17 protein-coding genes are annotated in these 21,613 nt (G+C 64.0%); 1 reads left to right on the top strand and 16 read right to left on the bottom strand.

What is annotated here, in order from left to right:
• Nucleotides 1-173 precede the first annotated feature (173 nt).
• The 13 genes from ACW9IB_RS05640 to ACW9IB_RS05700 all read right to left on the bottom strand — a co-directional run bounded on the left by ACW9IB_RS05640 (nucleotide 174) and on the right by ACW9IB_RS05700 (nucleotide 16,781).
• Nucleotides 174-1,202 (bottom strand): acyltransferase family protein, encoded by a 1,029-nt coding sequence (locus tag ACW9IB_RS05640; protein WP_457412689.1) that lies wholly within the window; start codon nucleotides 1,200-1,202, stop codon nucleotides 174-176.
• 43 nt (nucleotides 1,203-1,245) lie between these two features.
• Entirely contained in the window at nucleotides 1,246-2,655 is a 1,410-nt protein-coding gene (gene murJ / locus ACW9IB_RS05645) for a murein biosynthesis integral membrane protein MurJ (RefSeq protein ID WP_457412690.1), read from the bottom strand.
• A gap of 2 nt (nucleotides 2,656-2,657) precedes the next feature.
• Complete coding sequence (locus ACW9IB_RS05650) at nucleotides 2,658-4,091, bottom strand: O-antigen ligase family protein (RefSeq protein WP_457412691.1); 1,434 nt, start codon at nucleotides 4,089-4,091, stop codon at nucleotides 2,658-2,660.
• Complete coding sequence (locus ACW9IB_RS05655; protein WP_457365592.1) at nucleotides 4,088-5,191, bottom strand: glycosyltransferase family 4 protein; 1,104 nt, start codon at nucleotides 5,189-5,191, stop codon at nucleotides 4,088-4,090. Before ACW9IB_RS05655 ends, ACW9IB_RS05650 begins: the two co-directional genes overlap by 4 nt.
• Entirely contained in the window at nucleotides 5,182-6,399 is a 1,218-nt protein-coding gene (locus tag ACW9IB_RS05660) for a glycosyltransferase family 4 protein (protein ID WP_457412692.1), read from the bottom strand. Before ACW9IB_RS05660 ends, ACW9IB_RS05655 begins: the two co-directional genes overlap by 10 nt.
• Nucleotides 6,400-6,407: 8 nt before the next feature.
• Nucleotides 6,408-7,736 (bottom strand): GH39 family glycosyl hydrolase, encoded by a 1,329-nt coding sequence (locus tag ACW9IB_RS05665; protein WP_457412693.1) that lies wholly within the window; start codon nucleotides 7,734-7,736, stop codon nucleotides 6,408-6,410.
• Entirely contained in the window at nucleotides 7,726-8,916 is a 1,191-nt protein-coding gene (locus ACW9IB_RS05670) for a glycosyltransferase (protein WP_457412695.1), read from the bottom strand. Before ACW9IB_RS05670 ends, ACW9IB_RS05665 begins: the two co-directional genes overlap by 11 nt.
• Nucleotides 8,916-10,907, bottom strand: coding sequence for a GumC family protein (locus ACW9IB_RS05675; RefSeq protein ID WP_457365596.1), 1,992 nt, complete (start codon nucleotides 10,905-10,907; stop codon nucleotides 8,916-8,918). The genes ACW9IB_RS05670 and ACW9IB_RS05675 overlap by 1 nt, the downstream gene beginning before the upstream one ends.
• A 14-nt stretch (nucleotides 10,908-10,921) precedes the next feature.
• The gene (locus tag ACW9IB_RS05680; RefSeq protein ID WP_457365597.1) at nucleotides 10,922-11,698 is read right to left on the bottom strand and encodes a polysaccharide biosynthesis/export family protein; all 777 of its coding nucleotides are present in this window, start codon (nucleotides 11,696-11,698) and stop codon (nucleotides 10,922-10,924) included.
• Nucleotides 11,699-11,727: 29 nt separating this feature from the next.
• Nucleotides 11,728-12,639: a glycosyltransferase family 2 protein gene (locus ACW9IB_RS05685; RefSeq protein WP_457365598.1), complete on the bottom strand. Its 912-nt coding sequence runs from the start codon at nucleotides 12,637-12,639 to the stop codon at nucleotides 11,728-11,730.
• 1 nt (nucleotide 12,640) lies between these two features.
• Nucleotides 12,641-14,101, bottom strand: coding sequence for a mannose-1-phosphate guanylyltransferase/mannose-6-phosphate isomerase (locus tag ACW9IB_RS05690; protein WP_457365599.1), 1,461 nt, complete (start codon nucleotides 14,099-14,101; stop codon nucleotides 12,641-12,643).
• Nucleotides 14,101-15,540 (bottom strand): undecaprenyl-phosphate glucose phosphotransferase, encoded by a 1,440-nt coding sequence (locus ACW9IB_RS05695; protein ID WP_457365600.1) that lies wholly within the window; start codon nucleotides 15,538-15,540, stop codon nucleotides 14,101-14,103. Before ACW9IB_RS05695 ends, ACW9IB_RS05690 begins: the two co-directional genes overlap by 1 nt.
• A gap of 560 nt (nucleotides 15,541-16,100) precedes the next feature.
• A complete protein-coding gene (locus ACW9IB_RS05700; RefSeq protein ID WP_457365601.1) occupies nucleotides 16,101-16,781 on the bottom strand; it encodes a DJ-1/PfpI family protein in 681 nt (226 codons plus the stop codon).
• A 90-nt stretch (nucleotides 16,782-16,871) separates the two neighbouring features.
• Between ACW9IB_RS05700 and ACW9IB_RS05705 the strand changes: the two genes are divergently transcribed.
• Nucleotides 16,872-17,837: a GlxA family transcriptional regulator gene (locus ACW9IB_RS05705; RefSeq protein ID WP_457412697.1), complete on the top strand. Its 966-nt coding sequence runs from the start codon at nucleotides 16,872-16,874 to the stop codon at nucleotides 17,835-17,837.
• On the opposite strand, the gene ACW9IB_RS05710 is transcribed toward ACW9IB_RS05705, so the two are convergent.
• The 3 genes from ACW9IB_RS05710 to ACW9IB_RS05720 all read right to left on the bottom strand — a co-directional run bounded on the left by ACW9IB_RS05710 (nucleotide 17,834) and on the right by ACW9IB_RS05720 (nucleotide 21,531).
• A complete protein-coding gene (locus ACW9IB_RS05710) occupies nucleotides 17,834-18,733 on the bottom strand; it encodes an alpha/beta fold hydrolase (RefSeq protein ID WP_457365603.1) in 900 nt (299 codons plus the stop codon). The two genes, ACW9IB_RS05705 and ACW9IB_RS05710, sit on opposite strands and share 4 nt — an antisense overlap.
• A 178-nt stretch (nucleotides 18,734-18,911) precedes the next feature.
• Entirely contained in the window at nucleotides 18,912-20,738 is a 1,827-nt protein-coding gene (locus tag ACW9IB_RS05715) for a glycoside hydrolase family 15 protein (protein WP_457412698.1), read from the bottom strand.
• Nucleotides 20,731-21,531: a glucose 1-dehydrogenase gene (locus ACW9IB_RS05720; protein WP_457412699.1), complete on the bottom strand. Its 801-nt coding sequence runs from the start codon at nucleotides 21,529-21,531 to the stop codon at nucleotides 20,731-20,733. Before ACW9IB_RS05720 ends, ACW9IB_RS05715 begins: the two co-directional genes overlap by 8 nt.
• Nucleotides 21,532-21,613: the final 82 nt, after the last annotated feature.

A 21,613-nucleotide genomic window follows, 5' to 3' on the forward strand; every position in this document is an offset into this window, starting at 1 on the left:
CGAGCTTTTTGTGGTGAGCGGGCTTGTCGAATCGTCGCACCGCCCGCGCTGGTCTGCGCAGCAGACCCAAACCCGGACAACGCGGTACACCTGAAAGAACGCGGTGGTTCGAATGGGGGCCGCCGGCGCAGGGCAAGCCTGCTCACTACAAGGTCGGTGGCGTTCAGCGAGTATCAGCGCGGTTCCTGGGGTTTTTTATGTACTGGAAACGGAAAATAGAAAAACCGCAGAAACGCCACCCGCTTGATCACTTCCCCGATCAACAACGGCACCACCACCGCCACCACCAGACCGACACAGGCCGCCAGGAACGCATGCAGGCCCAGACGCCCCATCAGGTCGAAGGTCTTGTGCTGGATCTCACCGTGGAAAATCAGCAGGATCAGCGTCGACTGGCCGATATAGGTCATCGCCCGGGTGACCAGCGCCGACACCATCAGTACCCGTGCCAGCGCCCAGCACGCGTACACGCCAATCACCGCCAGCAGGCTGGTCCACAACCAGTGATCATAGCGACGCTGCGCCAGGTCCATGGTGTCCCAGGTCGGAATGAACACCGCCGCAAACGCCAGCACCGCGATCACCAGCATCAGCCATGAACCCGGATGGGTGCGCAACCAGTCGCGCAACAGGTAGCCAACGATGAAATAGGTGCTGCTGATCAGCGTGATATCCAGGCTGAACGGCAACCCCGGCAGCACCCAGGTGTGCTCACCGAACGTCACCGGCAGTTGCCAGAACATCGGCAGCACCCAGATCCCGACCAGCAGTTGCACGCCCACCACCAGCAGGCTGGCCCATAGCGGCAGCTTCAGGCGCTGGATCAACCGCAGCATCACCCAACTCAACAGAATCGCCACCCAGAAGTGCGGCAGGAACCACATGGCCTGCCACGGGATGGTGTCCACCGAGGCATACAACACGCCACCGATGTCGGGCAACAAAGGCTGGCCGCGCAGGATGGCGCGCACGGTCACGTACAGCAACATGGTGAAGAAAAACGGCTTGAGCAGACCATCGGCCTTGCGTATCGCCATTTCCACGAACGGTTGCTCGGGCTTGAAGAACACCCCGGACAAAAAGAAAAACAACGGCAGGATGAACGACGCCAGAATCGGGTACATCAGGTCCGGGGACGTGGCGACGAACCAACTGTGGGCATACACGATCACCAGGATGCCGATGCCTTTGGCGATATCCATTTGAATCCAGCGATTTTTCACCTGACCTCTCCCAAACGATCATTCAAGCCTTGCGCCAGGGTTTCAGCCACAGGCCCATCCCCAGCAACACGACGGCGCCGGCCAGGGTGCTCAGACCCAGTTGCAGCCACACGCCTTCAATTCGAAACAACACCCAAGCCGCCAGGCCCATCAGCAATGCGCTGAGCAGCCATTGCCGCGCCCAGGGCAGGGCGTCCAGCAAGGCCTGGCGCTGCATCAGCAACAGCGCGGTGCAGATCACTCCCGCCAGCGCCGCCAGCGGGATACCGGCCAGGCCAAACACAAAGGGCAGGGCGCCGAGCAACAGCACGTTGACCAGGCTGCCCAGCAACTCGCAGCGCAGCGGCTGGCGCGTATCCCCGGCGGCGTAGGCGTAGCGCGCGAGCAAGGCGTTCCACGCGCCGAACACCAGCGGCACGGCAAACCACGCCAGCAGCAGCGGCAGCGGCGAGTCCGCCGATTGCTTGGGCAGCAGCAAGGCCACCAGGCTCGGTGCCGCCGCCACCAGGCCGACGCCGGCGGGCAGGGTCAGCACGCTGGCGGTTTCCAGGCCGCGTTTGAGCAGGGCCAGGCGCTCATCGCCCTGGCGTCGGCTCATCATGCCCAGCAACACCTGGTTGAGGCTCATCAGGGCAATCAGCGGCAGGTTCATCAACTTGCGCGCCAGGTTCACCCAGGTCACCGCGCCTTCCCCCAGCAGCGAGGCCACCAACCGCTCGATAAGGGCCAGGCCCTGGCTGGCGCCGTTGCTCAGCAAGAGCGGCCCGATACGCTGACCCAGCTCCCGCAACGGTGCGAATGTCCATTGCCAGTGCCACGGGCGCCAGCCCTGGCGCCACACCGACGGCAGCAGCGCCAGCGGCATCAACAGGCTGCCGGCCAGGCAGGCCAGGGCGAGTGCATGGGGCTGCGTGGCGGTGCCGGCCAGGGCGAGGTAAGTCACCGGCGGCAGGTTGAACAGCAGCGAGCCCAGGCCCGCCAGCACAAAGCGCTCGCTGGCCTGCAACGGGATACTGAACAGTGCATGCAACATCAGGCCAGGCACGCACCAGGCCACGATCTGCAAGTTACTGCCGGCCAGTTCCGTGGCGCTGGCCGCGAGACCGGGGCCGAGCACCTGCACCAGCCAGGGCGCGAGCAGCGTCAGCAGCCCACTGGTCAGCAGGGCGATCAGCAACAATGTCGGGAACAATACCGCCAGCCAGCCCAGGCGCTCGCCGTCCTTGCGTTCCAGGTACAGCGGCAGCGCGGCGGCGCTCAGTACACCGCCGGCCAGGGACATGCGCAATGCTTCGGGCAGGAACAACGCAATCAGGAATGCATCACTGCGCTCGCCCGCCCCCCACGCGGCCACCAGCAACCATTCACGCGCGAACCCCAGGCACAGGCTCAGCAGGGTCGCCACGGTCAGCCAGGCGGCGGAACTGAGCATGGTCAGGGCCGCACGCCATTAACCAGCGGCTTGCGATACACCACGGTCTTGACCTGCGGCAGGCGCGCCGCAAACAGCCGGCGTGCCTCCAGCACATTGATCCCCACCATCATCCAGAACAGCGCCACCATCACCACGGCAAAACTGAAGTAGTGATCGAACAGGCCGCTGACCAGCGCCGCAAGAATCCCGGCGGTACTGCCCAGCCACAAGGCGTTGTCCTTGGTCAGGCGGATCGGGCCTTTTTCCGGACGCGCCTCGCGCCACCAGCGCACGGTCACCGCGACGAACAGCAACATGCCGACGATGCCGGTCTTGTAGATGAAGTTCAGCCACAGGTTGGAAATGCCCAGCAAGTGCGTGCCCGGCACCGGCGGGTCGACCTTGAAGCCGATGCCGAACGGGTAGGCCGCCACGGCCTGCGGGAACATGCGGTATTCATCGAAGCGCACTTCGGTACTGGCGTTGCTCGACGAAAAGATCGTCGCCAGACGCTCCTGCAACGGCGGGTACGCCATCACCAGCGCCACGGTCAGCGCGGCGCCGATCATCAGCAGGCGACCGGTATAAGGCACGCGGCGCGTGGCCAGCCAGATCAGCACCAACGCCAGGCTGACCATCGCCCCCCGGCTGCTCGCCAGCAGCAACGCCGCCGCCCCCAGGCACGCCACACCCAGGCCCAGCGCGCGTTTCCAGCCCTGTTCGGTCATGCCGAAACAGAACGCCAGCGGCAGCAGCAAAGCCATGATCCCGCCGATGGCGTTCGGGTGCATCCACGGCGAGCCCATGCGCGACGACATCGCTTCCAGGCCGAATTTGAGCATGTCGAAGTTGCCGTAGTTGAGCAGTGCCAGCACCGGCGCGATACCGGCGCCGGAGCGAGTGCGCACGAACACGGCGATCGACAGCACCAGCATCGCCAGGCTGCCCAGCAGCAGCGCGATCACCAGGGATTCGCGGTGCCTGCGCTCCTCCAGCAGTTTGGCGCAGAGGAACACCGACGACAGGCTCAGCAACCAGCGCAGCCAGTTGGCCACGCCGCTGGTCTCGGCTTGAATGGTGACCTGCCCGACAATGAACGGGAACACGCTGAACAGCATCAGCCACAGCAGCATCTGGTCGGTGGGGCGACGGGTAAGGCTCGGCGTGTCGGGCAGGCGTGCGAGGAAGTTGTGCCACAACACCGCGCCCCAGGTCAGGGCCAGGATGGCTTCGCTGACGGTACTGCGGATCCCCAGGTTGATGGTCGAGTACGGCATGAACGTGGCGACCAGCGCAAACAGCAACAGGCCCCAGAGCGGAAAGCGCAGGATGGTCACCGCGGCCGCCAGGCCAATCACCGCCAGAAATGCCTTGGCCGGTGACAACGCCAGCGCGAGCGCGCCGAACAGCAGGCCGAACAGGATTGCGACGAGGCTTGCCAGGGATAGTCTCACTTCAGTTCCTCGATCAATTCGGCCAGACGCTGGCGATAAGCGTGCGGGTTGTAGCGTTCGGCCCACTGCCGGCGTTGTTCGGGCGACGTCTCATCGGCGTGCTCGGCCAGGCCGAGCATCAGTTGCACCAGCGCCGGGCCATCGGTGGGCGAAAAACGCGGTGCCGAGGGCGGGGTGATTTCATCCAGCGAAGTGCCGCTGGCCACGGCCACGGGCGTGCCCACGCTCAATGCCTCGATCACCGGCAAGCCGAAGCCCTCGGCATAGGACGGCTGCCACAGCCGCGAAGCCTGTCGATACAGCGCATGCAACTCGGCGTCCGACACACCGCTCAACGCGCGAATCCCCGGCAGTGCGCGCTGGGCCTCGGGCAAGTGGTCCAGGCTACCGACCATCACCAGTTCCGGCACCGCAGGCGACTGTCGGCGTGCCTGCTGCCAGGCGTCGACGAAGAACGGCACGTTCTTGCGCAGCTCACGGGTGCCCACCAGCAACCAGTAATGCGGCGGCAGTTGGCGTGCAGTCAGGTCCGCGGCCAGCTCGACAAACCCGTCGACCTGGTTGGGCAGCACGCGCACCTTGCCCGCCGCCTTGGGAAACAGCCGCACGGTTTCATCGGCGCTGTACTGCGACGGCGTCCATACGCGGTCGGCACTGTGCACCGCGTAGGCAATCGACAGGCGATCACTGGTCTTGTAGATCAGCGCCTTCAAACGGTTGGCGTGGTAGTTGTTCAAGGTGATCTGAAACAGGTCATGCAACAGCACCACCGTACGCAAGCCTTTCGGCTTGGGCGGCAACGGCAGGCCCATGTTGAAGGTGCTGATGTACAGATCGATCTGGTGTTCGCGCAAGGCGCGGGGCAAAAAACCGGCTTCGAAACGCAGGCGGTTCTGCGGCTGGTGCATGGCCGTCTTGGCACAGCCCCAGTCCGGGCAGTGGGCGTGCAAACGGGTTTCATCGCCCAGCGGCGCCACGGTAAAACGCTGCAGTTCGACGTCGGGCAACGTGTGCAAGGCCGCTTCCAGCGCATACACCTGGCGGCTGATGCCCGATTGCGGCGAAGTGCCGACGGCGCGGTAGTCCAGGCCTATACGCATGCGGGCTCCTTGTGATTGAGCGGGGAAAGGCTGGCGTACACCTGTTCCAACTGGCTGGCGGCGACACTCCAGTCATGGGCGCGGCGCACATAAGCGCGGCCCGCTTCACCCATGGGCGCGGCGGCGTCGGGGAACTGCAACAGGCGCACCACCGCATCCGCGAGGCTGGCGGCAGTCTGGCCGCCGAGATAGTCCAGGCCTTCCACCAGGTCCAGGCCTGACACGCCTTGTGCGGTGCTGGCTAATGGCAGGCCGGCGGCCAGGGCTTCGAGTACCTTGAGCTTGGAACCGCCACCGTGGCGCAGCGGCGCCAGGAACACCGAACTGCTCGATTGCAGGTTCAACAGGTTCGGCACAAAGCCTTGCCATTCGATGCGCGGGTCCTGCCAGCGCTCACGCCAGCTGTCCGGCATGCCGAAGCCACACACGCTCATGCGCGCTTCCGGGCAGCGCTCCCAGACCTTGGGCAGGATCTCGTCCAGCGCCCATTCGATGGCGTCCACATTGGGCGCGTATTCGTAATTGCCGAGGAACAGCACGCGCCGCGTCGACGGGTCCGGACGCGCGCCGGCGAAGTGTGCGCAGTCCACGCCATTGACCACCACCGGCACCGGTTTGCCGGCGATGTTCTCCAGGGTTTGCGCATCGGCTTCGGTCACCGCCACCACCTGCGCAGCCTGGCGCATCACGCGGCGCTCCCAACGTTGGTAGCGCCATTGATCGTAGCGAATGAACGGCAGCGCCCACCCTGGCAAGCGGTCGTAGGTGGCGGCGCCGAGGGATGATTCGACGTTGTGCTCGGTCAGCACAAAGGGCTGGGATTTGTCCGCCAACGTTTTCTCGTACGGCTGGAAGCTATAGGTGTGTTCGATCTGCACCACGTCCCACGGCTCGTTGAGCAACCGAGTGAAGCGGTCTTCCAATGCCGCCGACAGGCCGTTCACGCTGGCCAGCAGCGGATAGGGCGCAAACAGCCCGGCCAGCACGGTCTTGACGCTGCGCAAGGGCCGGCGCGGCAGGACGATCAATTGTTCGAGAAACGCCTCCAGCACCTGGCGGTCGGCGGGGGACACCGGGTGTTTGTCATGCAGCAGCAACGTGATCCGGTGCCCACGCGCCGCCAGGCTGCGCAGCAGATGAAACTGGCGCGTCTTGCCGCCGCTGGTGGCGGGCCAGGGCGAATAGGGCAGGATCCATAAAATGCGCATGGCTGGCTCTAATCCCATAACAGAATTTGCAGGTTCGACTTGACCGGCACGGTCAGGCCGTTGGCGCCGCTTACCGGGGTTTGCGTACCTCGCAATGGGTCGTACAGGGTCGCGCTGGCCAGGTTCGGCAAGTGCGCGTTACCGCCCTGGGCGGACCAGAAGAACCACAGCTTGCGCCCGTCGGCGCGGGTCCAGCCGATGCTGAACAGGCCGTCGGGCAGTTGGTCGGCGGTGGGCGGGTCGCCGGGGATGAGCTTGGGCCCGCTCACGTCGAGAAAGTTTTTCAGCGCGGTGTAGACCGGCTTGGGGTTGGTGTCGATGTCCAGTAAACCGTAGGAGCGGTCACGCACGCTGGCCCGCAGGTCGAGGTCGCTCAGGGTGAACAGGAAAATCCGGTCGTAATCCAGTGCACTCATCAACGCCAGGCGCCGCACCACGTAATCGGCCTGGGATTGGGGGCTGATCAGGTCCTGGGCGTCTTTGGGCCCCTTGTAGGTGGACCAGCCCCACTCGGTGCTCCACAGGGTCTGCACGCCGCCGCTGCGCAGGGCCTGGTTGAGCTGGGTGGCTTTGTCGATAAAGTCCAGGTTGGCCGGGTCGTTGCCTTCGGGCAACTGGGTGTAGGGGTGGTAGGACACGATGGTGTTCAGGCTGGCGACACCCAGCGCGCCGAGGGCACTGAACATGGTCTGGCCGTTGGGCATCTCGCTGAAGAACGCCATGCCGGCGGCCACCACCGGTTTGTTCGGGTCCACCACCCGCAGGGCGGCGGCGCTCAGGGTCAGCAACTGCGCATAGCCTGCCGGGTCCGCCGCCGGGCGCCAGAAGCCCAGCAAATTCGGTTCGTTCCACACCTGCCACGCATCGACGCTGGGGTAACGCTGGGACAACAGCGCGATGCGGTTGGCGAACACGTTCGGGTCTTTGGGCGGGTACTGGTCGGGGTACATCGACAGCGGCGGGGCGCTGGTGATGAAGCGCGCCGAGCCCACCAGGTAAAACACCGATTTGAGCTGGTTCTGTTGCAGCTTGCCCACCAGTTCATCGAGGGTGGCGAGCTTGTACTGGTTCTGCGCGGTTTCCAGCTGGTCCCAGTGCAGATCCAGGCGCACCCACTCCAGGCCCAGGGCCTTGAGGCGGTCGATCTGCTTCTGATAACGCTCGGGGCTGAACCACAGGAACTGCGCATTCACCCCCAGGAAATCCTTCCACACCACTTCCTTGTTGCCCTTGAGCACATGGCTTTGGGCGTCGGCCTGACGGCCCCACAAAAAGGCCGTCAGCCCCAGTGCGGCGACCACGGCCAGGGTGGCCAGCCAGGTGCGTTTAGCGGCCATAAGGCGCCCCCTCGATGGCGTCGCCAAACAGCTTGGCAAATTTTGCCGCGGTCAGTGGCCACAGGCGTTCGCGGCCAATCTCGCCGGCACGTTCGGCCCAGTCCCGGGCCAGCAGCGGCGTGCGCGCCAGGCGCAGTAGTTGCTCGCCCAGGGCGCTTACGTTGCCTTCGGGGTAGATGGCGCCGTTGCCGCTGGCGACTTCCTCGGCAAAGGCGCGTGCATCGGAAGTGATTGCGCCGCGCCCGCAGGCCGTAGCCCAGGACAACGCGCCGCTGGTGCCGCGCTGGCGCCCCAGCAGGCCGAGTTTTTTCGATTCGCGATACGGCAGCACCATTACATGGTGGGCCTGGATCGTCTGGGCAATCTCCTCGGCGGGCAGGTTCAGTCGCCAGTCGATGGCGTCGGCCAGGCCGAGTTCGGCGATCTGTTTGTTCAACTGGTCCAGGTAGTTGCCGCCTGCGCCAAAGGCCATTTCCGCAGCGGTGCCACCGGCCAGGGTCAGGCGCACACGGTCACGCAATTCGGGGGCTTGTCGAAACACATCGGCCAGTGCCTGCACCAAGTCTTCGATGCCTTTGCCGCGGTAGATAAAACCGAAATACAACACGCGCAGGGTGTCGAGCGACGGCAGCGGTGCCGGCGCAATCGCCAGGTTGGCGTGGTTGATGACCGCCACTTTGCCCGCCGGCAATTGCATGCGTTGGCTCAGGCAGTCGGCGCCCAGGCGGGTCAGGGTGACCAGCCGGGTCAGGCCCTGGGCAACCTGACGCTCTTCGCGCAGGGTCAGGGGATCGGCCAGCACCACCGCCGCTTGCGGCAGCGGGCTGGGCAAACGGTCCAGCAGGTTCAGCGGAAAGGGCAGTTGCTCGCGCCGCCACACGATCCGCTCGGGATCATGCACGGTGGCGGTCAGCGGCAGTTGCGGGTAGGCCTTGCGCAGTTCGCGCAAGGCCAGGAACTCGCCGAGGCGCCCGCCGCCCAGCTCGGCGTGGACCAGGTCCACACCCTGCCAGTCGAAGGCCGCCACGGCTTGGCGGATTGCCGCACTGTTCGGCGACACACCGCTCAACGGGGTCAACACCGTGACGCCCAACTGCTCCAAGGCCGTCTTGAAATGGTTCGCGTAGTCGGCGATCCCGTTTTTTTCCGGCGGCAAGGGAGCGAGCAGGGCGATACGCATCAGAACGCCCCCCGGTAGTGGGCGATGGTGCGCAGCACCTTGGCCGGTACCTCGAACTTGCGGCGGTTGATAATGATGCCATCCACTTTGCCGAACGCCGTATTGAGGATCGACAACGCATGTTCCACCACCGGCACCGTGCTTTTCTGGGCCTCCACCACCAGCGCGATCAGGTCGGCACGGCGCAGGTTGATAAAGGCATCGCGGTTGTCCAGCAGCGCCGAAGCGTCCAGCAGCACGACTTCACCCGGTGCCGGTGAGTCGGCCCCGCCGATGCGCACCGAAATCCCGTTCTCTTGCAGCAACTGGCGCAGCTGTTCCACCACGAAGGTCACGCCTTCGCCGTGGCGCGCCGAAGTCAGCCCCAGGGTCAGGCCCTGTTCGGCGATCCGGTCGAGCTGCAACAAACCATACAGCCGATAGATGCTGGCGTTGAACGCGTTGGTGCTCTGCGCGGTGCTGGTGTCCAGCTCCGGCAGGGTGGTCCACAGCGGCAGGCCGAACTTGCGCTCCACCAGGCCACCGTCGTGAATACGCTGGTCGAGCAGGTAGCACAGGTAGATCACCAGCAACCCGACGACGATCGCAAACGGGATCGCCAGCACCAGCATCACCAGGGTTTTCGGGAAGATGCGGCCCGGGTTCAGGGTGGCTTCCTCGATCACCGCAATGTTGCTGATCTGGCTGTTGTCCAGCTCACGGTCGATGCGCGATTTTTCCAGGTTATCCACATACAGCGCGTAGTTGCGCTCGGTGGCGCCCAGCTCGCGGGAGAGACGGGTCAGCTCAGGCTCGATCTCCAGGGCTTCCTTGCGTTGAGCCTCCAGGTTGACCAGTTGCTTTTGCTGTTGCACCAGTTGGGTACGCAGCGCCAGGTTGTTGCTGGACTCATCCAGCAGCACCCGCTGCAAGTGGATTTCCAGGGTGTTCGGCGCACGGTTTTCCGAACTCTGCACGGTGTTGCTTTCACTGGCGACCTGGGCCCGCATCGCCTGGATCGACGCGTCCAGGGCTTTGACCGGCGGCGCATTGTCGGTGTAGGTGCGCATCATGTCGGCCTTTTCCAGCAGCTTCTGGTTGAGCAGGCGACGCAAGTCCTGCTGCTGCGGGTTCAGGGCGATCTGGCGAACCGTGGTCACTTCCTTGGGCTGGCCCTTGAGTTGCTCACGGGTGCTGGCGATGGCGCTGTCGGACGAGGCGATCAACCGCGTAGTGTTGAAGGTTTCGCCGCGCAGCACGTTGATGCGCTCGGACAAGTCTTCCAGGCGGTCGGTGATGCTCGCCGCGCCGATCTGGTTCAAGTGCGTGAGGATCTGCTGCTTGTAGCTCTGGATCTCGGTTGCGCTGTTGGCCACCTGGCCTTCATAGAACGCGTACAGGCTCTTGCGGCCCAGGGCCTGGGTGCGCTCGTTGACGTAGGTGTCCACCCAGTGCTTGACCACCGCCTGGGCAATCTCCGGGTCGCCCCAGTGGAAGCTGATGTCCATCACCGTGGAGCCGGCGGCATGGCTCACTTCGAAGTTTTTCTCCAGGCTCGCCGCGAGGCGTTCCACCGGCGTGGTCTTCTCGACGATGCCCACGGTTTCCAGCACCACGCGCACGCCATCGAACACCGCACCCACGCCGCTCTTGACGTAGTACTTGGTGCGCTTCCAGAAGCCTTCCGGCGGTGGCGCGTTTTCGATGACCTCCAGGTAGTGCTCGGCCACCGCGCGCACGATGGGGCGCCCGGTCAGCAGGCGTTCCTCGTCGACAATCGGGTCACGCTGGGTGCTGGGCATCACCAGCGCCTGGCGGTTGCTGATCTCGATGGGCAGGGTCGAATCCCGCCCCGGCTTGACCAGCAGGCGCGCCGTGGACTCGTACTTGGCCGGCAGCAGGAAGGCCCCCAGCAGGATGATCACCAGCGCGGCGATGGCGGCCAGCCTGAACTCATGCCGGAAGATGAAGAACAAGCGCAGAAGATCACGAAAAGAACGGATCTCGATCATGGGATGTCGCTCCTTTAGTTATTGCCGCCGCTGGTTCGGGTGTAGTTGTAGCCCACCCCAATGGACTTGGTGAACGGGATCAATTGGTTCAAGTAGGTATCCACTCCCTGGATGCGCTCGCCCACGTTGGATTTGGGCACGAACACCACGTCGCCCCGTTGCAGTCGAACCGGTTTGCGCCCATTGGGACCGGGTTTGAGGTACTGGCTGAAATCGAGGAAGTACGCGTGATACGCGCCTTGTGCATCTTCACGCAGCAGCGCGACCATGCTGGCATTGCCCGACGGGTTCACGCCGCCGGCGCCGATGATGGCTTGCTCCAGGGTGCTGGCCAGGCCGATCTGCACCGCCGTCGGGTTGTTCACCGCGCCGCCGACGATCACCGAGTTGGCCGGTGCCTGGTTGATGTTCACCGTCACCCGGGGTTCGCGATACACCGGCGCGAGCTTGTTGCTCAGTTCGGTGGCCAGCTCCGAGGGCTGACGCCCCGCGACCTGGATCGGCCCCAGGAACGGGTAGTTGATCTTGCCGTCGGCCTGCACGGTATACAGCGTCAGCTCGTAGATGGTGCTGACGTTGAACGCCGAGAGGGTCGGCATCTCGCCGGCGTCGCGCACAATGCGCAACTGATCGCCGACGCGGATGCGTTCCACCGCCGGCGGCAGTTGGGCAAGCTGATCGAGGGCGCGCTTGCCGTCTTCGACGGTCTTGTCGTCCGGCGGGACGATGCGCGCGGGTGTATTGCAGGCAGCCAGGGCCATCATGGCCAGGACGAGCACGGTTCGTTTCATCAAATGGGACTTCCTGTTGGTCATGATGCTCACCTCCAATAACCGGGGAACATGCTGATGCGCCGTTTGAGGGCGAGGGGGAGGCGGCGCTCCAGATGGCCCAGCCGGTAGCCGAGCAGCTTGAACGCGCTGCGCACCAGGACTTCGGGTACGCGGTGCAATGCACCGGCTGCGCGCAATGCCGCCAGCTCAGCCAGTACATAGCGTTTACCTTCACCGCCGGCATCGCCAAATGCCTGGCGGATCCACGGTTCGCGACCGTAGAACACGCCAATGTCGAAGTAGCGGTGAAATTCATCCATGAGTCGGTAATCGTGGGAGTGATACACCAGCGCCGAGGCGGCGTAGCGCACCTTGTAGCCTTCCAGCAGCATGCGCGCCGCGACGTAGGCGTCTTCGCTGCCGATCACGTCGGCGGGAAAACCGCCGACCGATTGCAGGGCGCTGCGCCGGTACACCGAGAACGAGTCGGAACTGAAGCACGTCTTGATGCCCAGCTCCGGCGCATCGGCCAGGCTCTTGCTGCGGCTCTGGGCCGGGTAGTTGAAATGCCGCGACTGCGCGCCCAGCACCCCGGCACCGGGATGCGGCAATTGCCGACCGTAGGCCACGCCGTTGTGCGGGTCCTGCTGCAATTCGTCGAGCAGGTTGGCGAAGGTGTCGGGGGCGGCGGGGATGGCGTCCTGGGTCATGACGATCAGCGCGTCGCCATTCACCTGTTCGCTGGCCCAGCGCCGTGTGCCGCCGTGATTGAAGTCGCGGGCGTCGATCACTTCGACCCGGGCGCCGAAGTCGCGAAAACGCGCCACGGTGTCATCGCTGGAGGCGCTGTCCACCACCAGCATTTCGTCCGGTTGCAGGGTCTGCATTTTCAGCGCCGGCAGCAGTCGCGCCAGGTGGCTGGAGGCGTTGCGGGTCGGGATGATCAGTGACGTGCGCATGTCATTTTTTCACTTCAGCGGGCGCCCGCCCGTAGATGTCATCAAAGCGCACGATGTCGTCTTCGCCCAGGTACTCGCCGCTCTGCACCTCGATCATCACCAGGTCGATGATGCCGGGGTTGGTCAGCCGGTGTTTGTGCCCGGCGGGAATGTAGGTGGACTCGTTGGCGTTGATCAGGAATTCGCGCTCGCCATTGGTGATCTGCGCCGCGCCGCTGACCACCACCCAGTGTTCGCTGCGGTGGTGGTGCATCTGCAACGACAGCGACGCCTGGGGCTTGACCACGATGCGCTTGATCTTGAACCGGCTGCTTTCCTCCAGCACGGTGTAGGTGCCCCAGGGCCGGGTGACCGTGCGGTGCAGGCTGTACGCCGGGTGGTTCTGGCGCTTGAGTTCGGCAACGATGTAACGCACATCCTGACTGCGGTGCGCATCGGCGATCAGCAGGGCGTCGGGAGTGTCGACGATGATCAGGTCGCGTACGCCCACCGCGCCGAGGACGCGCTTGGGCGAGTCGATGTAGCAGTTGTGCACGTCATGCAGAATCGCTTCGCCATTGACCTGGTTGCCATGGGCGTCGCTGGGCGTGAGCTGGCGCAGGGCTTCCCACGACCCGATATCGCTCCAGCCGATGTCGCAGGGCACCACGGCCACTTGCCGGGATTTTTCCATCAGGGCCACGTCGATGGACACATCCGGCGCGCTGCCGAACGCTTCGGAATCCAGCTCGCGCTGGCGCGAAGTCTTGTTTTGCAGGCTCTGGCTGTGTTCCAGCGCGGCCTGGGCGGCGGCCAGCACGTCGGGCGCATGGGTGCCGAGTTCCTCCACCAGGGTGCTGGCCTTGAAGCAGAACATCCCGGCGTTCCACAGGTGCTTGCCGCCGTCCAGATAGGCCTGGGCCGTGGCCAGGTCGGGCTTCTCGACGAAGCGCTTGACCCGGTTGCCATGACTCAGCTTTTCACCTTGTTCGATATAGCCGAAGCCGGTTTCCGGATGGTCAGGCTGGATGCCGAACGTCACCAGGTAGCCCGCTTCGGCCAGGTCACGGGCCTCGTTGACCGCCTGTGCGAACGCCACTTCGTTGAGGATCAGATGGTCGGCCGGCATCACCAGCAACTGGGCGTCGCCGCCGAAATGCTCCTGCACGTGCAACGCCGCCACCGCGATCGCTGCTGCGGTGTTGCGGCCAAACGGCTCAAGCAGCAAGTCCAGAGGCAGGTGCCCCTTGTTCACGCCACGGTAATCGTCGAGGGTGCGAAACAACAGGTCGCGGTTGGTCACCGTCAGCACGCTTTCCACGCCGGGCAGTTTGGCGGCGCGCTGGAAGGTCTTTTGCAGCAGGCTCTGGCCGTCGCGCATGCGCATGAAGGGCTTGGGCATGTTCTGCCGGGACACCGGCCACAACCGCGTGCCCGAACCACCGGAAATGATGCAGGGAATTAATCCGTTGAGTGTATTCATCAATAGACTTCCTTGGTGGAAAGGACGGCCGGGACCGTCATGAAGACGATGTACAAGTCAAACCACACCGACCACTTGGAGATGTATTCCAGGTCGTACTCGACACGTTTCTGAATTTTGAACAGGGTGTCGGTTTCACCCCGGTAGCCGTTGATCTGCGCCCAGCCGGTGATCCCCGGCTTGACCCGGTGCCGCGAGCTGTATTCGCTCACGGCCACTTCGAACGGAATGCCCGCGGCCTTGGTCGCGGTGGCATGCGGGCGCGGGCCGACCATCGACATGTTGCCCAGCAGTACATTGAACAGCTGCGGCAACTCGTCGATGCTGGTCTTGCGGATGATCCGCCCCACACGGGTGATGCGCGGGTCCTCGCGGGTGGTCTGGCGTTCGGCGGTGAAGTCGCTCTGGTCGGTGAACATCGAGCGGAACTTGAACACGCGGATCTCGTTGTCGTTATAGCCGAAGCGGTTCTGACGAAACAGGATCGGGCCCCTGGAGTCGAGTTTGATCGCGAGCGCCGTCACCAGCATGATCGGTGACAGCGCCACCAACGCCAGGCTCGCCAGCAGCAAATCTTCGCAGCGCTTGATCACCGGCGACCAACCGCGCAGCGGCAATTGCGAGGTGTTGAACATCAGGATGCCGCCCACGTCGGTGATGCGGCTGTGGCCGTAGCGCAGGGCCGCCATGTCGGGCACCAGCATCACGTTCACCGACATCTGCCGCAGGCGGTTGACCAGGCCGTGGATGCGTTGTTCGGCCGCCCAGGGCAGGGTGATCATCACCTGGTTGACCTGTTCGGCGCGGATCAGTTTTTCCAGGTCGCGGGTATTGCCCAGCAGGGGCAGGTTGCTCAGTTCCTTGGGGATGCGCTCGGTGCGGTCGTCGATAAACCCGATCAGGCCGGAGCGGATATCGCCGTTGCGTTGCAGGTGATCGGCGACGTGCACGGCGGTGTCGGTGAAGCCCAGGATCACCGTGCGTTGCAGGTACATGCCCTGGCGCATCAGCCGCCGGTACAGGCGCAGCATGAGCAGGCGTTCAAGGCAGAACAGCGCCAGGCTGGCGACGTACCACACCACCAGGTTGCGCGGGTTCACTTGCGGGAACATCTGCAGGATCTGGTACATGAACAGCAGGATGCAAAACGCCGCGGACCAGGCCTTGAGCTTGGTGCGCAGGCGCAGCCGATTGCTGAACAGCTCTTCGGAATAGATCCCCAGCGCCTGAAACAGAATGATGGTCAGGACCGCGAAAAACAGCAGCAGGCCCAGGAAATGGTTGCGCATTTCCGGCGCCATCGGGTCGGGGTAAAACACCAGGATCAGCGCGGGCAGAACGGCAGTCAGACCATGGATCAATTTGACGAACACAACAAAGAATTCAACGAAACCGGCACGCGTCAAAAACAGGCTGTCGACTGACGACTTCTCTCGCATAAAAACATCCCTCATTGCACTCCAGACTTCTGCGTTCGGCTGTGGGTTCAATAAAGCAGCGCGCTGCGTTAGTGAGGGCAAGTCGAACTACGGCTTCTCTGGGTAAAACGCAATTACCTATCCATTTGAAGGAAATTTGCGGGGGTAGTGGCTTAAGGAGTGTTCCTTTTTAGTTGCTTAGTCAATGAATTGACGATGATGCGGAGGTGGCATGCTAGACACGTTAATCAGTCTTTTTTGTGGCATTTTATTGACTTTCCTTGTCCGGACACTCGGTGTTTGGGCGTGTTTTTGAGTGTAGGAACAAATGTGAGAATTTTCCTGTTCGAAAGGAAAACCTTTTTTGCGGAGAGGTAGGAAAGGGGGACAAATAAAGTAAGAGAAGTGTGACGAAGTGCCCGTTATACAAGGCTTTCGGTCGAAAGGTAGTTGCCTTGCAAGGCTAGACGAAATAGTGAGTTTCGCACGGCAAGTTACGCAACTTCATGCAGGTGATGGGGAAAATTCTCGCACGTCGGTCGCCACCAGCCATGGAGAGCCCATGGCTGGCGTCAATGGCATCAGCCAAGCCTGGCCGCTGCACGGGCGACGATTTCACCGCGTACCCGGCGCGATTCCGCGGTGCGCTTTCTTGCTTCTTCCAATATATGGGCTGGGGCGGTGTCCGGGCTGCCCGCGTTGAACGGCGGCGCCGGCGCGTATTCCATCTGCAACTGCACCAGTTGCGCCGCCGCTTCGCTGTACAGCTCCGAGGCGAGGGTGAGGGCGAAGTCGATGCCGGCGGTGATGCCGCCGCCGGTCAACAGATTGCCGTCACGCACCACCCGCGCCTGTACCGGGATGGCACCCAGCGGGGCCAGCAGGTCGTGGTAGGCCCAGTGGGTGGTGGCTTTGCGGCCACGCAACAGGCCCGCCGCGCCGAGCACCAGCGCGCCGGTGCACACCGACGTCACGTAGCGCGCGGTCTGGGCCTGATCCTTGAGAAAGTCCAGGGTCTGCGGGTCTTCCATCAACGCGCCGACGCCGGCACCACCGGGCACACAGATCACGTCCAGCCTCGGGCAATCGGCATAGCTCACGCTCGGGGTGAACACCAGCCCGTTGCTGGAGGTGACCGGCGCCAGGTCTTTCCACACCAGGTGAAGCTTCACGTCCGGCAGCGTGCCCATCACGTCGTACGGGCCGGTGAGGTCCAGTTGCTGGATGCCGGGGAACAAGAGAAAGCCGATCTGCACAGTCATGGTTGGGTCTCCGATAAAAGGGTGGACGGGTCTACTCTAGAAGCCTAGGCTTTGGCGTGTACGCCATTGAACCCACAAATCACGCCAAACATGCCTAGAATCATCCACATACTCGCGTTTGACCATGCCCAGGTGCTCGACGTGACCGGGCCGTTGCAAGTGTTTGCCTCGGCCAACGACCTGGCTCGCCAGCGTGGCTTGCCGCTGCCTTATGCCGCTTCCGTGATTGCCGCCCAGGCGGAGCCGGTGAAAACCTCCGCGGGCCTGGCGCTGCTGGCCGAGCCTTTGCCTGCCGTGGACGAACCTTGCGACACCCTGGTGATCGCCGGCGGCTGGGGCGTGTACGGTGCCGCCGAAGACGCGGACCTGGTGGCCTGGGTGCGCGAAAAGTCCCGTCACACCCGGCGCACGGCCTCGGTGTGTACCGGCGCGTTTCTGCTGGCCGCCAGCGGCTTGCTGGATGGTCGTCGCGTGGCCACCCACTGGACCCGCTGTGAAGAACTGGCGCGCAAGTTCCCGTCGCTGACGGTGGAAGCCAACCCGATTTTCATCCAGCAGGGCGCGGTGTGGACCTCCGCCGGTGTGACCGCCGGCATCGACTTGTGCCTGGCCATGGTGGAGGAGGATTTGGGCCGCGCCGTGGCCCTGGAAGTGGCGCGCCATTTGGTGGTGTTTCTTAAGCGTCCCGGGGGGCAATCGCAATTCAGCGTCACCTTGTCCCTGCAAAAGAGTGACAGCCGTTTCGCCGAACTTCACGCCTGGATCGCAGACAACCTCACCCTCGATTTGACCATCGCCACCCTCGCGGCCCAGGCCGGCATGAGCGAGCGCAGCTTCGTGCGCCATTACCGCGCCGAGACCGGCCAGACCCCCGCGCGGGCGGTGGAACTGATTCGCGTCGAAAGCGCGCGTCGGCAACTGGCCGACAGTGTCACGCCGATCAAACGCATCGCCGTGCAGTGTGGCTTCGGCTGTGAAGAAACCCTGCGCCGCAGTTTTCTGAGGGCCTTGTCGGTTACGCCCCAGGCTTACCGCGAGCGCTTTTCGCCGGCCTAGGCGAGCAATTCGAGCAGGGCGTCCAGCGTGGCCTGCGGCGCTTCCTGGGGAATATTGTGGCCCACGCCCGGCAAGACCCGGCGGCGGTAAAACCCGCTGAAGTGCGGGGTGTCATCGTCCACTGCCGGCGGCGGACCCACGCCGTCGTCGGCACCGCACAACGAAATGCTCGGCACCGAAATCGCCGGTTGCAGCGCCAGGGCCTGTTCGATGTGTTCCAGGGCAGGGTCGCCGGGGGCATACATGAAGCGGTGGCGATAGGAGTGAATCACCACCTCGACGAAGTCCGGGTTATCGAACGACGGCGCGGTCTGGCCATACAGGCCGGGCCCCTCGGCCCAGGTCGGCGACCAGAGTTTCCACAGCAGCTCACAGAACGCGCGGCGGTTGGCAGTCAGGCCATCGACGCCCCGCTGGGTGTGGAAGTAGAACTGGTACCACAACCGGTGCTCCTTCTCCGGCGCCCGAGGCTTGAGCGACTGGGCGATGTTCTGGATGTTGTAGCCATCCCCGGTGACCAACCCGCGCACCCGCTCAGGCCACAGCGCCGCGACGATACACGCGGCGCGTCCGCCCCAGTCGTAACCGGCGAGGGTCGCCCGGGCTATCGACAAGGCATCCATGAACTCCAGCAAGTCCTTGGCCAGTGCCGCCTGCTGGCCGGAGCGCAGCACCTGATCATGGATAAACCGCGTCGGTCCGTAGCCGCGCAGGTACGGCACCAGCACCCGATAACCACGCTCGGCCAGGCGCGGGGCGATTTCGTCATAACCGCGCGGGTCATAGGGAAAGCCATGCAACAGGATCACCGGCTCGCCCTCGACGGGGCCATGGGCTTCATACGCCACTTCGAGCATGGACGTGCGCACGTACAACAGCGGAGCGATAGGGGTCATGGTGGACGCTTTTCGGTTGGTCAGGGGTGCAGACACTCTAGCCCATGGCCGTGACGGCACGGGGTGCAAATGAAGGCAGTGGGTTTACTTGTCTAGGCGCTGTACGAAAAGCCTTGATACTCGATGATGCTGCGTTGAAAACAGCCTGACCTTCGTCTCAAGACTTTTCATGCAGACCCTAGGGCTGCCAGGTCGTCTTCTCCCCACTGAGCTTGCGGTCCAGAAACGTCGCCGCGCTGATCAATGCCAGATGGCTCAATGCTTGTGGCGTGTTGCCCAGGTGGCGGGCCTGGCTGTCGAATTCTTCGGCATATAAACCCAGGGGGTTGGCGTAGCGCAGCAGTTGTTCGAATTCCAGATGGGCTTTTTCCACTTGCCCGGCGCGGGCCAGGCATTCGACGTACCAGAAGGAGCAGGCGGTGAACGCACCTTCGGTGCCTTGCAGGCCGTCGATCTGCGTGTCGTCGTTGCGGTAGCGGTAGACCATGCCGTCGCGCACCAGGCTTTTCTGAATCGCTTCCAGGGTCGAGAGCCAGCGTGGGTCGGTGGCCGCGACGAAGCGCACCAGCGGCATCAGCAGCATCGAACCGTCCAGGGCGGTGCTGCCGATATGCTGCACGAAGTGCCCGCGTTCTTCGTTCCAGAAGTTGCTCCAGATGTCGGCATAGATCGCCTGGCGCGTCTGGTCCCAGCGCGCGAACGGCGCCGGCAGCGAGCGTTTGGAGGCCAGGCGGATCGCCCGGTCCAGGGCCACCCAGCACATCAGCCGCGAATGCAGGAAGTGATGTTGCTCACCGCGCATTTCCCAGATGCCCACGTCCTCGCGGTTCCAGATCTCACAGACTTGGTCGGCTACTTCCACGGTGTGTTTCCAGCCTTCGTGGGAAATCGCTTCACCGTATTTGTTCACCAGGTAGACGGCGTCCATCAGCTCGCCGTAGATGTCCAGCTGGATCTGATCCACCGCTTCATTGCCGATGCGCACCGGCTTGGCGCCGCCATGGCCGGTCAGATGGTCCAGCGCACTTTCGGGCAGCTCCTGGCGGCCATCGATGCCGTACAGGATGTTGATCTTGGTCGGTTGGCCGCAGCAATCGCTGACCCGGCCCCTGAGCCAGCGCATGTAGTCGTTGGCTTCGTCGACGAAGCCCAGGCGCATGAAGGCATACACCGTGAACGACGCGTCGCGGATCCAGGTGTAGCGATAGTCCCAGTTGCGCTCGCCGCCGGGCGCTTCCGGCAGGCCGAAGGTGGCCGCGGCGATGATGGCGCCGTGTTTGCGCGAGGTCAGAAGTTTCAGGGTCAGGGCCGAGCGGTTGACCATTTCGCGCCAGCGTCCGCGGTAATTCGACTGGGCGATCCAGCCGCGCCAGAACTTCAGGGTATGGGCCAGCGCCAGGTCGGTGCAGCCGCTGTCGACCCGCTCGTCGTCCTGGCCGCCCAGTACGAACTCGGCGTCTTCATCCTGCTTGAGGGTGAACGTGGCCACCGCCGCGTCATCCTCGATATGCAGCGGGTGGCTACCGGACAAGCGCACGCCGGGCTGGCCCTCGGCACTGAAACACACGGTGCCGTTGTCGACGGTGGCGTGGGTCGCCGTGCGTGCATAGTCATGGCGTACGGCGCAGCGCAGGTGGAGGCTGGCCGTGCCGCTGACCACGCGCACGCGGCGAATCAGCAAGGGCAGGTCATCGATTTCTTCGCTGATGGTCAGCAGGTCGGTGATCTCCACCACGGCGGCGTCACTGAGCCAGCGGGTTTGCAGCACGTTGGTGTCGGGCAGGTAGATCTGCTCGCGACGGGCGTTGGGCAGGTCGGGGGCGAGTTGGAAGATGCCGGCGTCGGGAGTGTCCAGCAATGAACAGAAGATCGACGGGCTGTCGAATTCCGGCCAGCAGAAAAAGTCGATGCTGCCCTTGTCATTCACCAGCGCCGCACTGCGCATATCGCCGATGATGCCGTGGGCATCGATGGCGCTTTGGGGTTCGTTCCTGAAATCAACCATTGCCGCGAAACTCCGGATAAAGGCTCATGCCGCCATCGATGAACAGGGTGCTGCCGACCACGTAGTCGGAGGCATCGCTGGCCAGCCACACCACGGCGTTGGCCACATCCTCCACGTCGCCCACGCGACCGTAGGGGATCAACTTCAACAGTTGCCGCTCGGCTGCGCCTTCGGTGGCGGCGCGGTTGATCGCCGTACGAATCGCCCCCGGCGCAATGCCGTTGATACGGATGCGGTGTTCGCTGACTTCCTGGGCGAGGGTGCGCATCAGCATGTCCACGCCGCCTTTGGACGCGGCGTAGTTCACATGCCCGGCCCAGGGAATGACCTGGTGCACCGAGCTCATGTGGATGATTTTGCCGGCGGCCCGTGACACGCCGTCCCGCAGTCCCTGGCGCTGGAAGATACGCACGGCGGCGCGGGCACACAGGAACTGGCCCGTGAGGTTGACGCCGATCACTTGGTTCCAGTCCTCGAGTGTCATGTCGACCACGGCGGCGTCCCGTTGCATGCCCGAGTTGGCGACCAGGATATCCAGGTGGCCGAAGGCATCCAGGGTCTGTGCAAACAGGCGCTCCACCTCGGCTTCTTTCGACACGTCGGCACCGAGGGCGATCGCCCGCCCGCCACCGGCGTTGATCTGTGCCGCAAGGGCCTCGGCCGGCGCCGCCTGGGCGTTGTAGTTCAGCACCACGGCCGCCCCGGCCTGCGCCAGGGCCTTGGCTGCGCCCGCGCCGATCCCGGAACTGGCGCCGGTCACCAGCGCCACTTGTTGCTCCAACGAAATGTGCATCGCCCACCCAGTCTTTGTCCGTGAGTTCAGTCAGCTGACTGATGAGGCGTGGCGGAAGTTCAGCGCTCGATGCGCCGAGCGG

Source organism: Pseudomonas sp. SDO524_S393, assembly GCF_054071875.1.

Bases quoted from the DNA above. Each gene is read 5' to 3' on its own strand.
- ACW9IB_RS05640 (WP_457412689.1), bottom strand. From the start codon at position 1,202: ATGGATATCGCCAAAGGCATCGGCATCCTGGTGATCGTGTATGCCCAC.
- murJ (WP_457412690.1), bottom strand. From the start codon at position 2,655: ATGCTCAGTTCCGCCGCCTGGCTGACCGTGGCGACCCTGCTGAGCCTG.
- ACW9IB_RS05655 (WP_457365592.1), bottom strand. From the start codon at position 5,191: ATGCGTATAGGCCTGGACTACCGCGCCGTCGGCACTTCGCCGCAATCG.
- ACW9IB_RS05660 (WP_457412692.1), bottom strand. From the start codon at position 6,399: ATGCGCATTTTATGGATCCTGCCCTATTCGCCCTGGCCCGCCACCAGC.
- ACW9IB_RS05665 (WP_457412693.1), bottom strand. From the start codon at position 7,736: ATGGCCGCTAAACGCACCTGGCTGGCCACCCTGGCCGTGGTCGCCGCA.
- ACW9IB_RS05670 (WP_457412695.1), bottom strand. From the start codon at position 8,916: ATGCGTATCGCCCTGCTCGCTCCCTTGCCGCCGGAAAAAAACGGGATC.
- ACW9IB_RS05675 (WP_457365596.1), bottom strand. From the start codon at position 10,907: ATGATCGAGATCCGTTCTTTTCGTGATCTTCTGCGCTTGTTCTTCATC.
- ACW9IB_RS05680 (WP_457365597.1), bottom strand. From the start codon at position 11,698: ATGAAACGAACCGTGCTCGTCCTGGCCATGATGGCCCTGGCTGCCTGC.
- ACW9IB_RS05685 (WP_457365598.1), bottom strand. From the start codon at position 12,639: ATGCGCACGTCACTGATCATCCCGACCCGCAACGCCTCCAGCCACCTG.
- ACW9IB_RS05690 (WP_457365599.1), bottom strand. From the start codon at position 14,101: ATGAATACACTCAACGGATTAATTCCCTGCATCATTTCCGGTGGTTCG.
- ACW9IB_RS05695 (WP_457365600.1), bottom strand. From the start codon at position 15,540: ATGCGAGAGAAGTCGTCAGTCGACAGCCTGTTTTTGACGCGTGCCGGT.
- ACW9IB_RS05700 (WP_457365601.1), bottom strand. From the start codon at position 16,781: ATGACTGTGCAGATCGGCTTTCTCTTGTTCCCCGGCATCCAGCAACTG.
- ACW9IB_RS05705 (WP_457412697.1), top strand. From the start codon at position 16,872: ATGCCTAGAATCATCCACATACTCGCGTTTGACCATGCCCAGGTGCTC.
- ACW9IB_RS05710 (WP_457365603.1), bottom strand. From the start codon at position 18,733: ATGACCCCTATCGCTCCGCTGTTGTACGTGCGCACGTCCATGCTCGAA.
- ACW9IB_RS05715 (WP_457412698.1), bottom strand. From the start codon at position 20,738: ATGGTTGATTTCAGGAACGAACCCCAAAGCGCCATCGATGCCCACGGC.
- ACW9IB_RS05720 (WP_457412699.1), bottom strand. From the start codon at position 21,531: ATGCACATTTCGTTGGAGCAACAAGTGGCGCTGGTGACCGGCGCCAGT.